We start from the raw sequence: 15256 nt of genomic DNA on the forward strand, positions 1-15256 counted from the left end.
TATGAATCAAATGTATGAGATAGAGTAGTGCTTCAAAAAAAGATGCGGTAAAGCTTAAAATCTTTGCGGTAAAGTGAGAATTCTAGCTGAAATTAGCTGTAATCTGCTCTTTATAGGTGTTACCTATAGGCAATTGCTTACCGGCAATTTCAACCAACCCTGCCTGTATTGCCTCTACTTTGGAGTTGTTTACAATAAATGATTTGTGAATACGGGTAAAGGCCGGCTTTGGCAATTTATTTAGAATGCCTTTCATAGTAGAGCGGGCAACAAGTGTAGCTTTATTTGCGCGAATAATTTTTACATAATCATCCATAGCTTCTATCATAATGATTTCATCTAGCGGAATGTTATGCAGTTTATAATCGGCTCGTATGGTGAGATGCGAATTAACTTTGGTGCTGTTTTGCTCCAACTCTAGTTCTTTTTTGACCTTTGCTACCGCTTGTTCAAAACGTTCAAAAGCAATTGGTTTTAATATATAATCACTTGCGCTAACATTAAAACCTTCTACCGCAAACTCACTGTAAGCCGTAGTAAAAATAACTTTTGTCTCTTGTTTGAGCGATTTGTATAGATCTATCCCATTTTGACGCGGCATTTGTATGTCTAGAAAAAGCAGGTCTACTTCAAATTTATTGATATAGCGCTGGGCTTCGGCCTGACTGGTAAAGGTTTTTCGCAGATTTACATAGGAGATACGCTCGCATAAAGCTTCAATGATCTGAAGAGCGAGCGGTTCATCATCTATGGCAATGGCTTTGATCATACCAGTTCAATATACAGATTTACTCGATAGATTTCTCCATCATCATCTAGCTGCAACGTGTATTTAGATGGGTATAAATGATCCAGACGCTGCCTGGTATTTTTATGGCCTTCTTCAGAGATCGCAGGGATGAGTTTTTTGTCTACAACAATGCGATTGGTCACATTCATTTGAATACCTTTATCCTTGGCAACTATTGATATGTTTATTTCTGAATCTTCATCGGGATTGATGCCGTACTTAAAGGCATTTTCAATATAGGTTATGAGAATAAGCGGAGCGATCTGCAAGTTGTTTGGAGAACCTGCTATAGAGACCTGAAGCTTCACATCTTTTGACAAGCGTAGTTTTTGAAGAGCAATATAATCGCGCAGATAGTCTAACTCTTTTTTTAGAGGAACATGGGTATTGTTGCTCTCACTCACCACATATCGCATCATCCCCGATAATTTAAGAATAGCCTCTGGAGCTTCGTCAGACTTGCGCAAGGCAAGCGCATACAAACTGTTGAGCGTATTGAATAGAAAATGCGGATTGATCTGTGCTTTTAAGTAGGAAACCTCGGCGATCAACTTTTCTTTTTGTACCTGTTTGAGATGCTCGTTGAGGCGTATCAATAGCGATAAACCCGTAACGATCGCAAATTGAAGGATGTAGCTTTTTCTAAAACTGAAAAGTGACGCTTGCTCGGGTATATTTCCGTTAGGAGGTAACGGTCGCATATTACGGGGCGGATTCATTCCCTGCGGAGGCCGTATTCCGTTTAAAGGCAAAATTCTAGCTCCCGGTTTATTAGGTTTGGGAAGCTCAAAAAAGAGATCGGGGAAAAAGGTGATAAAAACATACGAGATCATCAGAAATCCCGCAAACATCCAGTACTTTCTTTTGATGTAGTACTTCGGTATAAATACATAGTAGTTTATATGAAAGAAAACCAGAAGCAAAAAGTAGCCAAAAAAATTATACTGAAACGGCTTGATGCTCAAAAGCGCCAGACCAGATTGCAGATCTGGAGAAGTGATAAACGGGATGCTGAGCAAAACGATACCAAAAAGGAGCTGTACAAGTGGTGTGCGTAATTTCAAGTATTCAGTTTTAGAGGCTAAAGCTACTAAGAAAACAATTGGGTTGCTAAAAAATGCGGTAAACGCTTTTTTATTTGCGATTTAAATTTGACGATGTTAAGCAACCAAAGATACTCCACAAAAAGTAGTAGCGAGGGTGCAGTTATCCATAATAATTCACTTTTCGAACCTGTTAAATATCAAGTTCAGTTAAATGGTGTTTATCAGATTATAAGTTTCATCAGATCATCTTTATAAACTTACCAATAGGAATATGGGTTTCGTTTGATAATTAAATTTGATTCCCAGCTAGTTTAGGAATTTTAGAAAAGTTGATGATGTAGGATTTGTAACCTCGTATAAATCGATTTGAGGTAATGTATTTGTTCAATGGTGTAATGATTCTTGAGAAAGATGTTTTTTGTTTTCCAAAAACAGTTCGGTATAATCTGTATCGGATTTAATGGAAAGGCTGCTTTTTAATCTATAAGCTGAATCCTCAAACTTGATCAGCCAAATTACCTGAGGCGATCTTCTGAAATTTAAAAGAACCTGCTTCAGATGATGTTGACTAGTTTTTCAACTGAGTTTACGGCGCTTTAAAGTCCTGGCAACGTATGCTAAAGGCTATTTTGTGGTTTTGTATTACTTATTTGGAGTTCTCTTAAAAAGCATCTTAAATCATTAAGGCATACTGCTATTTAGTTTTGCTTTTAGATCCTTTAAAGATATAGTTGCATCTATTACGGTCCCATTTTGAGAAATCAAAATATACCTCGGAATCGCAACAATATTAAAATGCGTAGCAAACGTGCTTGAAAATCCTCCTTCAGCATACAGTTTACTGCTCCCGGGTACCTGATGCTTGTCAAGCCCTTTTTGGAAAAGATCAAATGTTTTATCTATTGATATTGAAATAACCTCTAAATCAGTCTTATACTGTTCCTGTAATTCACGCACTTTAGGAAAACTACGTATACAAGGACCACACCAAGAAGCCCAGACATCAATTAAAATAGGCTTGTTCTTATAAACCTCCTTGAAATTAATGCTTTGCTTTTGGTCATTTTGCAAACTAAAATCAGGTACTACTGTCTCTTTAGCATACCGCAGTTTATTAGCTTTATGGCGCTCTATTTTTGCTATTAATTCTTCGTAGGTCTTTTCATTCAGATGTTCTTTATATCGTTCAACAATGTTGTGGGGAGTTGTGAGCTGAGCTTTTAAAGAGTCTGGAACAAAATCAAATTCTTCCGGATAATACTTCAGATTGTCGTACAGTATGGTCGATTTAAAAGGAGCAGGAATGTATTCCGCAATAATATCTGAAGTAAAAACATAATGTTCTTCTGCATTACGTAAACTGTCAAGGCGCTCTCCGTACTTTTTTCTGGCAAAATATTCAAATCCTTTTTTTTCGTAAAATGATTTCAGATAATTGGCAGAAGAATAAGCCTCAAATTTTTTAAAATCGAAGAGGTCTTTATCGATATATGCATCAAATAAGCTGTCTTTTTTAGCAGAAGGAGTGCGTGTAAGTACATAATCTAAGATTGCGCTATTTTCAAAAGCCCTGTTTTCTAGTTTATTCAGGCGGTAAAAATAAGAGGTGCTATCAGGCACATAGGTGTCGAGCAAATTATTCATAAAATTGAAAAAACCTGAGGTCTGGTTTTTAAAAGTATCAAAGGAAGCGTTATAATCCCAACTCAAATCTTCAATATTTTCAGTATTATAAAATTCCTCGAGATAGGTGTTTTCTCCTTTTAAATCTCCTTCAAATACATCGCGCCCATTTTTTTGACCGATAGTCAAATCAGTTCCTGGAGTAAGAAATAATCGGGAATTTTCAGAATTTCTCTGAATATAAACATATTGCGGTCGTTTAATTTCTAACGAAATGACGGCGTTTTCTTGAGATTCTAGATTAAATGTGTCCGTTTTTGCGATTGCATTTTCTGTTATTCGCGTAGCAATAATATTATAAGGAAATTGTTCAATATCTTTAAAATGAATTACGGCAAATTCTTGTTCTTTTTTACAACCTGAAGTCAGGAAGAGTATAAAAACAAGAAATAGTAGGTTGTTTTTCACAGTTACTAGATTAGAAAAGTTATTTCTAAATTTAATTATTTCTTTTAACTATCGACATCGGAAGTGTCATAGAATATGATCTGATAAAAGGAATGTATTTAAAAAATAGCAGAAGCCAATTTACAATGAGATTGACAATGACTTTGATTATCAGTTATATTCGTTTTTAATAAAGATTTAAACAGTAGAACCATTCAAGAAATTAATCGAAAGCGAAACAGAGGAGGACGAAAATTTGCGATGATTTCAAAAATTAAATCAAGCTTTTTGAACAGTCCTTTTGAGTCTGTGTTCAAAAATATACCAGCTTAAAAAAATAAAAGTCAACCATCCTAAACTGATGTAAATGATTGCTGGAAGAGATACGTGATACTTTTTAATTAGCGAAACGTACATGTATCCCATAAGAATGCCATATAAAGCCCAATTTATAAATCTCCAATTTCCCATTATGGGTTTATTGCTTTTTTTTCTTTTAATGCTCTTGCGTTTATAGGTGATCCAGATTCCGCTCAGAATTAAAGAAGATATTCCACATCCAAAAATAAACCAGATACATTTTGTTAGGATTCCTCCCCAATACCCAAAATGTAACGGGTCAACACTATCATTAATCCACATAGCAGTACTGATTTCTGATGCTTTCTGAGTAGAAAGGATAGTAGTTGTCTTAGGATTTATAAGAACCCGGTTAGCACGTTGACGTACTAGCGGGACATTGCTTTTTCCTATAACTCCTAAAACATCGGTAGCTTTTTGAGGAACATAAATATTTCCGGCCACCAATCCTGGAATTTCCTTCTGAGCCATCAGAACAGCTTTATCATAATCTATTGTATAGGTAAGATTAACAGGAAGTTCGGTTTCGTCAGTATCTGAGAGTTGAGGGGGCTTGGGATTAACCTGTTCTCCAATCCCTGCAATATTGGCGCGTTCTATAAAGTACCAGATTCCTGTTATGGAAAATAAAAGGCAGAATGGAATAGACCATAAACCTACTAGCCGATGCATACTTCTAAAAAAAACGAGTGCTCCTTTTCCGGTTTGCAATTCAAAAAGTTTATGCCACCACTTTTTATAAAAGAAGAGTGCTGTAATCAATGATGCAAGCAACATACATCCAAAAAACAAGACGACAAAGTTTCCTATTTGAAACGGAATAAATAAGTAATAATGCAGGTCTCTAAAAAAGCGCTGAATGGTTAATGCAGATTCCCCTTGAATCTTACCCGTGTATCGGTTGGCAAATACATAACTTAGGTTCTCCTTTTCTATTTTATAAAGAATATCACATAAATAAGGTTCATTGGGGCGCATCCATAACTGAATTTTAGCATTTGGGTATAGCTTTTCAAAATTTGAAACAATCAAATTTCTGGAAGCTAAATCCTTTTTTGGGGTAGCCCGTATTTCAGGATTAAACAGCCAGTCCATCTCGTGGCTAAGCGTAGCAAGTGTTCCCGAAAAACAGACAATAAAAAAAAGGATACTTAAGCGGATACCAATCCAGCTATGGATATTAAAAAAGAGTTTTTTAGTTAACTTCATATTTTAGAACGTGTAGCCTACACTTAGTAAATAATTCCGTGGCGTACCAGGATACAAACGCGTATAACTATAGCCTCCTACCCAATGGGTTTTATCAAAAACATTATTGACTAAAAAACGGATATTGAATTTATCTACGTTATACGAAACTCCAGCATCCGCAACCACATAAGAGGGGAGTTGCAATGTAGGTTCTAAGGTATTACGCTTGCCAACAAAATTACTACCCAGTGTAAGACCAATGCCTTTTAAGTTTTCTCCGTTGAAGGTGTATTTCCCAAAAATACCACCTTGGTGTAAAGGAGCATTTTCTTTACGTGTTCCTATCTCATCAGGATTATCGCTTTCTGTTATCGTAGCTTCGTTATAGGCATAGTTTGCTGTAATACTTAGATTGGGTAGAATACGTCCATTAACATCCAGTTCAATTCCTTTAGATTGTTCTTGCCCCCGTTGTCTTAACAAATCTGGATTAGTAGTGTCGTTTGCATTCACCAAAATATTGTTATTTTCTATATAATATACCGCTAGATTTGCTGCTAAGCGTTTGTTAAAAAACTCCCCCTTGGCTCCGGTTTCAAACATATAAGCATTAACAGGGTCAAAGGGGCCACCTGCTTGTGGATTGTTTAAAGCTGCTACTCCTTGAGGTTGAAAACTTTCTGTATAGGTTCCGTAGATATTTATAGCTTCGCTTGCACTATATACCAATCCTACTCGTGGAAGAAATTTGCTTTGAGTGGTGGTTTGTTCATCGGGCTGATCAAAATTGGATATGTCATTATAGTATTCCTGTCTTCCTCCCAATAAAAGCTGAAACTTATTCCACTTAATCTGATCTTGAATATAGATTCCATAAGAATAATATTTAGTAGGATCTGAGGGGGAGTTGATAAATATATAATCACTCAACCGGGCTACATTATAGGTAGGGTTTTGCAAATCAAAATGGGGTACATTAGGCACCGGGTTTCCAGCATCATCTCGTAAAAAGTTTGCAAAATCAGCAGCGCTTGAAGATGCACCGCCACCCTGTAATAAATAACCTCTGGCAAAAGACTGTGCGTTTCCTATGGGTTGTTTTTGTTCATTATAATCAAATCCGGCAACTATTTTATGAGCTAAAGCTCCGGTATTTGCTTTATAAACGAAATAAGATGATAGGTTGTCAGCGATAGTTTGTCCTTTTCGAGATATGACTTGCATTCCCATCAAAGTAGGGATGGGATTGCCGTTGGCATCCAGTGCAAATTGATTGGATGTTCGGTGTTCCTCTAAATCTTCTTGAGCTACGTATTTTATATAAGAAGCATTAAAAGAAAGATTATCTGTAAACTTATGGTTTAAAGAAAGCGTAGAGTAGACCACATCTGTTTTATGAAAATCACTCGTTTGACCTATAGCAAATGAGACTGGGGTCGAATAAATGTCGCTTCCAGAAGTAGCTCCAAAAATAGGTTGTCCTCGATCTAACTTACCGTCAAAATTTGTAATGACCAGGTCAAAATTGATGCGAGTTTTTTCAGTTGGTAAAAATGAAATAGAAGGAGCAATTACATAGGACTTTTTCTCTTGAAGATTTCTAAAGGAATCTGAATTTTCATAGGCTAGATTAAGTCGGTAAAGCAATGTTTTCTTTTCATTGATAGGTCCTGTAAAGTCTGCTGTAGTGCGCAGCGTATTATAACTACCTACGGTAAAGTTAATCGCTTTACGATCTTGTGCAAGTGGTTTTTTGGTAACCCTGTTCATAACACCTCCAGGAATTGAATTTCCAAACATAGCAGAAGCAGGACCTTTAATGACCTCTACTCGTTCAATATTTGCTAAAAGAGGTTCTGGACCAAATAAGCCTACAACGCGCAACCCGTTAATATACGTTGCACCAGAGCGAAATCCTCTAAATGTAAAGTCATCATAATACGAATACATATTAACGCCACTAATGTTTTTAATCACATCATTAACTCGGTATGCCTGCTGATCTGCAAAAACTTCTTTGGTGACATAGCTTACTGCCTGTGGGATATCTTTTATAGCTGTAGCCGTTTTGGTAGCTGCAAAAGTCACGTTATTCTTATACGATTTTTCACTTCTACCTGTTATTTCTACTTCCTGTAACTGCTCACTTGAGGGATTGAGTGTGAAATTAAATTGTAATTCCTTTTGTCCATTTAAAGATACTTTCTTTTGCTGCGGCTCAAAGCCTAAAAAACTTACTTTTAGAATATATTCCCCTGAAGCAACATTTGAAAAACTATAGTTACCATCATAATCTGCAGTCGTACCTGTGTTTTCAGATAACATAACAGTTGCTCCAAAAAGCGGGATGCCATCGGAGTCGACTATTTTGCCTCTAATCGAAGTAGATTGAGCTGATAATAGACTAAGGTTGAACACTAATAGTAAGTATAGAAAAGTATAGGTCTTCATTGATTATTTTTTTAAGACGCAAAAATAGATCATTTGTTTTATTTAGACTAAGTATAGATAAAAGATTTACTTCTTTATACAAATTTTCATTTCAGTAAGATCAAGCGAATACAATCGCTTTTTTTGGGGTATTGATTTTAAGACTAGTGAATGAACCGCATTTCCCCAATTTCAATAGGCACTGGGCTCGAGAAGGCATGATATGGTTTTAAGTATTTCCGTTTTTCTTTTAAGGGAAGCTTACATCTTGATTGCTTTCAAAATGGATTTTTCAATTAATAGCTTTCTGTAGTTTTTTAATAAGAACAACAGAAGTAGAAGGACTACTACTTCTTGGGAGGCGAATTTCAACCTTCACTTTATATGGGATATCGAGTTTACACACCGCTGGTATCCAATTTTTTAGCCCCTTGAAAAGACTTGTAAATATTGGAACAGTTGATAACGGTTGTCAATATAACGCCGCTTGTAAAAATGGTAAAGCAGATGAATCTAACAACATATATTTTATCTCAGAAAGTGGACTCAACTTAAAGTTGATGCGTCTCAAAATGAGTATTAATGATAAGACAATAACTAAAAAAAGGCAAGTTTAAAAACTCGCCTTATCGTATATATTTAGGGATGAATTGTAGCTTGGTTCTATTAACCTTGCTGTCCGCTCTTTTGTCTTTTCATCATAATCCCTTGAAACTTCTGTTGCAAAGATTTATCTTGTTGTAGCGCCATGGCTACAGCTTTGTACCGATCAAGTGTTAACCCGTTTTCTTCAATGATAGTTTCCATTTTAGCTTCTAACTCCGGCTGCATTTTTTCTAATTCTCCAATTACAGCAGCATGTTTTTTAAGTTCTTCATCTGAAGCTTCAACACTTGCTTGAGGATTCATTTTCGCCTCTTGGATTTCATTAAAACGCTGTAGTTCGAGCCCCTCATCTTTAATTATACCCATCATTTTCTGTTGAGCTGTCTGATTTTCAGCTTGAACCTTTTCAAAAACACCAGCAAATTTTGTTAGCTCATCAGTAGAAATATCTGTTTTAACCTGATTTGCAGATGTATTTGGAATTTGTTGAGCATTGGAAGTAGCTATGCTACCAAAAGCTAGTATTCCTGCAAGAGCAAGTTTTGAAATATTCTTTAACGTAATCATCATATTTTTAATTTAAATGTTCGTTCGGAAGTTTTAAAAAAAAAATCAGAACGCCTTAGGATATACCGTCAATAAACTTTTATTTACAAAAAAATAACATATCATGTATGGTATTTTAACATATACTAAATTTTATTAATTTTTTAATTAATAGCGTAGAATGCTGTTTGCGGATTATTTTTTTGATTTTCGGTTATCCAGAAGTTCGACTTCAAATATTAGATTTGTTCTCGGTGGAATGACTCGATAACCTTGTTCTCCACATTCTATATAGTATGGGATGAACAATGTGGCTTTGTCACCGTAATTTAGTTGTAAAACACCTTCTTTAAAACCAGCTATTATGCGAGCCTCGGGACTGTATGATATTTCAAAGGGGCCATACATTTTTTCTTTGGGTCTAGTTTGAATATTCCATTTTTCGGCAATTGTTTTAATGCTACTATCAATGAGCATACCATCTTCTAAATACCAAGAATAGTTAATTTTTACTTGCTGTGAGCGATTCAGTTTATGATTACTGCCTTTTTCAGAAATGAAGATTCTTAGTCCGCTGGATAAACGATTTGCTTTTTTACGTTGTTCTTCGAAAAGTGCTTTTTAAGCTTTTGCCTTTTCTGAGAAGCAATTGCCTGTTCTTCTGCTTTTTTGTCTATTTCCCTTTTAAATACTTGAGGAGCTTCAAAGTTTCTGGCTTTTTTGCCTTTTCTTATAATTTTGAGTGATTGTATAGTTACCTGATTTTTAGGTTTTCCTCTTTGGGTGTCCATCATTTCAACTTGGGTTATTGATCGTAGAACATCAAAACCTAAAACCAATTGACCGAAAACGGTATGGCATCCTATTTCAGGATTTTTACAATTCTTTAAGTTATTATTCCTATCATACCCATTTAGATAGCGGGTTGGTGCAACCGTAATAAAAAATTGACTCCCATTTGTAGCATATCCAGAATTAATCATAGATAGTACTCCAATAGTATCGTGCTTTAGTTCTGGATTGAATTCATCGTGAAATGTATACCCGGGACCACCTCTTCCAGTGCCGGTTGGATCTCCACCCTGAATCATAAAATCTTTAATGATTCTGTGAAAGGATACTCCGTCATAAAAAGGTTTGTTACTATAAACAGAGTCTACTAAAGGATTGGTGCCTTCAGCCAGAGATACGAAATTAGATACCGCTGCAGGAGCCTTATCGTAGAAAAGTTGAGCTACCATTGTCCCTTTGTTGGTCTTAATTTCAGCGTATAAGCCATTTTCAAGTTTAGGGTAGTCGGAACAAGACGCGATGCTAGATAATATTAAGAGTGTTAGTAGAAATGAGTTCTTCATTATTAAAATCTAGTATTATTTTTATTTTATGCTTGTGTATAATTTATTACGAATGGAACGTTATACTCAATTTGTTTTTTCAAAACACCGTATTTCAGGTAATCCTGAGTAAGAATTAAAATAAAATGTACCAAAAAACTAGCATTATTAGTTAACTACAATAACGTTTGGTTTTACTCTATATTGAATAATGGCTTAAAGTTTCGTATCAATTATGCAAAAGAGAATAAGTTCTCAAGGCGGAAGGAATAGGACAATCCAGGTATATTCTAAAAATAAGCAATAACAATCCTAAGAATTAAGAAGAGTTTTTTTTAAAACCTTGTTCTAAACAAACAAGTTCTATAGTAATTGCAAAAGATGATTTGACATTTTAGTCAAATTAAGAATCCTTTAAAAATTTTTTAATAGCTACATTAGCCCCATAAACAACCAGAATGTCATCTTTGTTAAGTTCGTCATTGGGATTAGCAACCCCCTTAACATTAGTTACTTTTGTAGTTTTTCCAATTATACTTTTCATTTCTGTATTGGCGATAGTGGTTAAAACTAATAAATCATAAGTTTCCCTAATTTTAATCTCTTTAATTGTTTTGCCATCAAACCTTTTCGGTACATTAACTTCCACAATACTATAATCATCACTCAACTCAAAGGAATCAACAACCCCTGTAAAGCATAATTTTTTTGCCCATCGTTCGGCTGACTCTTCCTCCGGATGAACGATCTCATCGACACCAATGGCTTGCAAAACTTTTTCATGTAAACTATTAACGGCTCTACTAATTAAACGTTTTACACCTAGATTTTTAAATAATGCAGTCACCATAACATTAGTTCCTTGATCTTCACCAATAGCAATAATGACAACATCCGTTTCTTTTAAAGGTAGGCCAGATACTACAAGCTCATCAGTAGCATCCATACAGATTGTATGTGAAATTTTTTCTTTAAATAAATCAACTTTATTCATTTTGTTATCAATGCCAATGACTTCATTTCCTTGTGAGGTTAATTTTTCAGCTACTGAAGCTCCAAAATTTCCCAGACCTACTATAAGATATTTCATCGTATATATTTAATTTATTGTAATTTCTTCGCTTGGATAGCGATAATTTTTATGCTTCACTTTTTTGAATAGTGCGACTATAATAGAGAGCATACTAACCCTTCCTATAAACATTATTGCAATAACAATTAGTTTGCTAGCAGAGCTTAAACTACTTGTGATACCTAAGCTTAAACCAACGGTACTATAAGCTGAAAAACTTTCAAAGGCAATATTGAGTAAACTTTTTCTTGGATCAAAAATGGTAATAAGTGCAATCCCTGAGCCAATTACAATTAAAGATAATGCTATAGTTGCAAATGCTCTTTTTACAGAAATATCAGCAATTTCTCTTCTGAAAACTTCTATCCGCTGCTTTCCTTTTGCCAAACTAAAAATATTGAGAGTCGCTATAGCGAAAGTACTCGTTTTTATCCCACCTCCGGTTGAAGCTGGCGATGCACCAATCCACATTAACAAAAAAGTTACCATTACGGTTGGAAATGCCAATGCATTCATATCTATAGAATTAAATACGGCTGTTCTGGGAGTTGCAGCACCAAATAAAGCGGTAACTACTTTACCATATAATGAATGTTGAGCAAGTGTATTGTGATATTCTAATATGAAAAATGCTGCAAAGGCAACAACTGTAAGTGTGAAAGTTGTTACAAGTGTGATACGGCTGTTAATATTTAATACCCAGGGTTTATAGATTTTTGAATTAGAGCTAAACAGAAAAAGATTAACGGTTTTATGTTTTAAAAATTTGATGATATTCACTACAATAGGAAAGCCTAAACCGCCTAAAACAAAAGTGACTATAATTATAAGTTGCATAGTATAATTAAACTGAAATCCACTTTCATAGATACTATTACTCAGGGTTGAGAACCCGGCATTACAAAATGCTGAAATAGCATGAAATATCGAAAAGAAAATTCTATCTGAGAGTTTTTCAATTAAAGTCTTATTTAAAGTAAAGAAAATAAGCATAGCTGCGATCAATTCTACAATTGCGGTAATTATTATAATGTTTTTTAATGTACTGAATACATCTCCTACTTTTTGAGAATTAGTCATTTCACCCAATGTTAATTGATTTTCGTATGTGCTGCCACCTTTAAAAAAGTAACTGAAATAACTTGCAAATGTTAAGATACCCAACCCGCCTATTTGTATTAGAAATAGTATGATAGATTGTCCAAATGTTGTAAAATAAGTAGCTGTATCTACAACAATCAATCCGGTAACACATACTGCACTTGTTGAAGTAAACAGTGCATCAATAAACGAAATGCCATTTTGTGTTGCTTTTGGTAGCATCAATAAAAGTGCTCCAATAAAAATTATGGTGAGGAAACTTAAAATAAATATCTGGGCTGGGTTAAAATAGGTTCTAGTTAAATCAAGTTTTTGTTCTGAAAGTTCCCTGATAAATGACAGAATTACTGCCAGAATTACCCATAGGGGATTCTCTAAAATCAAATCGGTCTTAAAGGCTTCACCGATAAAAAGATACATGTAAAATATATAAAGAGTATATATTACAGAAATAATATCAAATACAGCCACTTTACGTTTTAGTAGGTTTATATTTTCAAAATATCTAGCAAAAGTGGATGCTAATCCTAAGGCGATGACAATAAAATAGAAACCATCTATAAGTTGCTGGATTAAAGTAGTTTTAGTGTATCCGAAATCAAAAATAAAGGCAAGTATTCCAATGACACTTGCCCAAAAAGCAATCCTATATAGTTTTTTAAGCTATGATCCATCTAACAAAAATAGGTTTTCTTAGCAGAATGCTTTTTTTAAATGCTTGCTTAATCGGAATGTGTTACTAATGATGCATTATTTCTATTGATTAAAATCTTTCAATTGGTCGACACTAAATATGGAAAATAAAAGACTTCAATTCTAAAAATTTTTAAAAAAGAGTTGATAATTTATAAAAATTTGATCAATAAGGTATTATCATTGAGAACTAGTTTTATAAGCATAAAACAACACAAATAAAAATAAATCAGATTTGTCTTTAAAAACCTCGCGTATTCGTTTAAGAGCTATACTTATTTGTGATTCTACGGTTTTTGTGGAAATATTTAGTTCTTTCGCAATTTCCTTATGTGAATACCCCTGTTTTTTGTGCATATTAAATATAATGCGACAGCGTTTAGGAAGATTGTTGACCGTTTGCTCAATCAATCTCATTTTTTTCTGAAAATTTTCTTCAGGTTCTTCTATTATAGACTGTAACGCTTCTTGTTTTAAAGAATCAAGATATGTTTGTGTCTTCTTTTCTTTGCGATAATTATCTATAAACATATTGTAAGCTATACTGTATAAATAGCTTTTAAGAGATACTGTTAAGTTAAGATCATCTTTCTTTTCCCATAACTTTATGAATGTATTTTGAGCAATATCCTCAGCATCAGCTACTTTATTTACATACTGCAAGAGGTAAGCGACCATGGGTTGGTACAATACTTCGAATAGTTTCGTAAAGGACTGTTCATCACCTTTTTGAAGCAACTCAATTAATTCAGAATTTGTCATACTGGGTTTAAGAATGAGGTAAAGGTTAAAAAAAAATTAATTTTTTTTAAGGGATGTTATCTTTTTTTTACGTCTTTGAGATGAATAATATGTTAACTACATGAAAAACATTGATAATTTAATATCAAAATATCAAAATGACTGCATAACTGATCAGGAGATAGTTATGCTGGAAGCTTGGGTTAAAAGTAATGATTCAAATAAATCCTATTTCAAAAGTCGTATAAAAGAAGACTACTTTACAGATGTATGGGCTAGAGAAGATGTGAATTCAGTTGCATTTAAAAATTTGTTTAAGCCAGTTGTCAAACTAAATCATAACAGATATTTAAGTGTTATACGTAAATATGCTGCAATTTTTGTAATTGCTCTTATCACTTCAGGTTTGGGCTATTTATTATTTACAACTAATCAAGAAATCAGTTATGATCCAGGCCAAATAACGTTGACTTTAGGAAGTGGAGATACTGTTGTTGTGGATGATAATACAGGTCAAGTAATTTCTGATGCTAATGGAGATATGCTAGGTATTCAAAAACGTGAGCAGATTAATTTTAATATAAAGAAACAGAAGAAAGGTAATTTCTCTTACAATTTTTTAAAAGTACCTGAAGGAAAGCGTATTTCGTTGATTTTATCTGATAGTTCCGTTGTTTATTTAAATTCAAATAGTTCTCTAAGGTTTCCTAATCAATTTTTATCATCCGGAAAACGTGAGGTGTATTTAAAAGGAGAGGCCTATTTTAAAGTAGCTAAGGATGCAAGTAGACCCTTTGTCGTAAATGCAGATGCTTTGGATATAGAAGTTTTGGGGACACAGTTTAATGTAAATGCATATGAAGAGTATGATGAGATTACTGCCACGCTTGCCGAGGGATCTATAAGGTTAACAGCAGGTAATTTATCCCAAACAATTGTACCAGGTGAGGCGGGAACGCTTTTAAAAAACCAAAAATCATTAGAGGTATCTAATGTGATTGTTGCAAATGATATTGCTTGGGTAGAGGATAGACTTTTATTTATAGATGAACCCTTTTATAACATAATGCGTAAAATAGAACGCAGTTATGGAGTGCGTATTATAAATCATAATCCAGAACTAGATAAAACTCATTTTAATGGAGATTTTGATCTGAACACAGAAAGTGTAGAAGATGTTTTAGATGCTTTTACCGCCGTAGACTTTTTTGAATACTCTTATAAGAATAAAATAGTAACCATTAAAAAATAACATTATGCTATAAAACTCCACAAT

General features: G+C 34.2%; 12 protein-coding genes. 1 reads left to right on the forward strand and 11 read right to left on the reverse strand.

Annotated features, from left to right (window positions below; genetic code table 11):
- Positions 1-82: 82 nt before the first annotated feature.
- From BUB91_RS05180 to BUB91_RS05230, 11 genes are all read right to left on the reverse strand, one after another.
- Positions 83-769 carry a LytR/AlgR family response regulator transcription factor gene (locus tag BUB91_RS05180; protein WP_073097899.1) on the reverse strand — a complete coding sequence of 229 codons (687 nt, stop codon included), beginning with the start codon at positions 767-769 and terminating at the stop codon, positions 83-85.
- Positions 766-1854, reverse strand: coding sequence for a sensor histidine kinase (locus BUB91_RS05185; RefSeq protein WP_128759311.1), 1089 nt, complete (start codon positions 1852-1854; stop codon positions 766-768). The genes BUB91_RS05180 and BUB91_RS05185 overlap by 4 nt, the downstream gene beginning before the upstream one ends.
- 663 nt (positions 1855-2517) lie before the next feature.
- A complete protein-coding gene (locus tag BUB91_RS05190) occupies positions 2518-3927 on the reverse strand; it encodes a TlpA family protein disulfide reductase (RefSeq protein WP_073097904.1) in 1410 nt (469 codons plus the stop codon).
- A gap of 258 nt (positions 3928-4185) precedes the next feature.
- Positions 4186-5475, reverse strand: coding sequence for a PepSY-associated TM helix domain-containing protein (locus BUB91_RS05195; RefSeq protein WP_073097905.1), 1290 nt, complete (start codon positions 5473-5475; stop codon positions 4186-4188).
- A 3-nt stretch (positions 5476-5478) separates the two neighbouring features.
- Positions 5479-7908 (reverse strand): TonB-dependent receptor, encoded by a 2430-nt coding sequence (locus BUB91_RS05200; RefSeq protein ID WP_073097907.1) that lies wholly within the window; start codon positions 7906-7908, stop codon positions 5479-5481.
- Between the two features lie 645 nt (positions 7909-8553).
- Positions 8554-9063: a DUF4168 domain-containing protein gene (locus BUB91_RS05210; protein ID WP_083557840.1), complete on the reverse strand. Its 510-nt coding sequence runs from the start codon at positions 9061-9063 to the stop codon at positions 8554-8556.
- A gap of 171 nt (positions 9064-9234) precedes the next feature.
- The gene (locus tag BUB91_RS21235; protein WP_241652573.1) at positions 9235-9516 is read right to left on the reverse strand and encodes an FKBP-type peptidyl-prolyl cis-trans isomerase; all 282 of its coding nucleotides are present in this window, start codon (positions 9514-9516) and stop codon (positions 9235-9237) included.
- Between the two features lie 89 nt (positions 9517-9605).
- The gene (locus BUB91_RS21240; RefSeq protein WP_241652572.1) at positions 9606-10280 is read right to left on the reverse strand and encodes a peptidylprolyl isomerase; all 675 of its coding nucleotides are present in this window, start codon (positions 10278-10280) and stop codon (positions 9606-9608) included.
- Positions 10281-10776: 496 nt separating this feature from the next.
- Positions 10777-11463 (reverse strand): potassium channel family protein, encoded by a 687-nt coding sequence (locus BUB91_RS05220; protein ID WP_073097910.1) that lies wholly within the window; start codon positions 11461-11463, stop codon positions 10777-10779.
- 9 nt (positions 11464-11472) lie between these two features.
- Positions 11473-13017: a TrkH family potassium uptake protein gene (locus BUB91_RS05225; RefSeq protein ID WP_241652571.1), complete on the reverse strand. Its 1545-nt coding sequence runs from the start codon at positions 13015-13017 to the stop codon at positions 11473-11475.
- A 402-nt stretch (positions 13018-13419) separates the two neighbouring features.
- Entirely contained in the window at positions 13420-14001 is a 582-nt protein-coding gene (locus BUB91_RS05230) for an RNA polymerase sigma factor (RefSeq protein WP_073097914.1), read from the reverse strand.
- Between the two features lie 100 nt (positions 14002-14101).
- Between BUB91_RS05230 and BUB91_RS05235 the strand changes: the two genes are divergently transcribed.
- Positions 14102-15232 (forward strand): FecR family protein, encoded by a 1131-nt coding sequence (locus BUB91_RS05235; protein ID WP_083557841.1) that lies wholly within the window; start codon positions 14102-14104, stop codon positions 15230-15232.
- Positions 15233-15256: the final 24 nt, after the last annotated feature.

The organism is Leeuwenhoekiella marinoflava DSM 3653, from assembly GCF_900129005.1.
In the GTDB taxonomy this organism is placed as follows: domain Bacteria; phylum Bacteroidota; class Bacteroidia; order Flavobacteriales; family Flavobacteriaceae; genus Leeuwenhoekiella; species Leeuwenhoekiella marinoflava.

Coding starts and splice junctions, on each gene's coding strand:
- BUB91_RS05180 (WP_073097899.1), bottom strand. CDS start 769: ATGATCAAAGCCATTGCCATAGATGATGAACCGCTCGCTCTTCAGATC.
- BUB91_RS05195 (WP_073097905.1), bottom strand. CDS start 5,475: ATGAAGTTAACTAAAAAACTCTTTTTTAATATCCATAGCTGGATTGGT.
- BUB91_RS05200 (WP_073097907.1), bottom strand. CDS start 7,908: ATGAAGACCTATACTTTTCTATACTTACTATTAGTGTTCAACCTTAGT.
- BUB91_RS05210 (WP_083557840.1), bottom strand. CDS start 9,063: ATGATGATTACGTTAAAGAATATTTCAAAACTTGCTCTTGCAGGAATA.
- BUB91_RS21235 (WP_241652573.1), bottom strand. CDS start 9,516: ATGCTCATTGATAGTAGCATTAAAACAATTGCCGAAAAATGGAATATT.
- BUB91_RS21240 (WP_241652572.1), bottom strand. CDS start 10,280: ATGGTAGCTCAACTTTTCTACGATAAGGCTCCTGCAGCGGTATCTAAT.
- BUB91_RS05220 (WP_073097910.1), bottom strand. CDS start 11,463: ATGAAATATCTTATAGTAGGTCTGGGAAATTTTGGAGCTTCAGTAGCT.
- BUB91_RS05230 (WP_073097914.1), bottom strand. CDS start 14,001: ATGACAAATTCTGAATTAATTGAGTTGCTTCAAAAAGGTGATGAACAG.
- BUB91_RS05235 (WP_083557841.1), top strand. CDS start 14,102: ATGAAAAACATTGATAATTTAATATCAAAATATCAAAATGACTGCATA.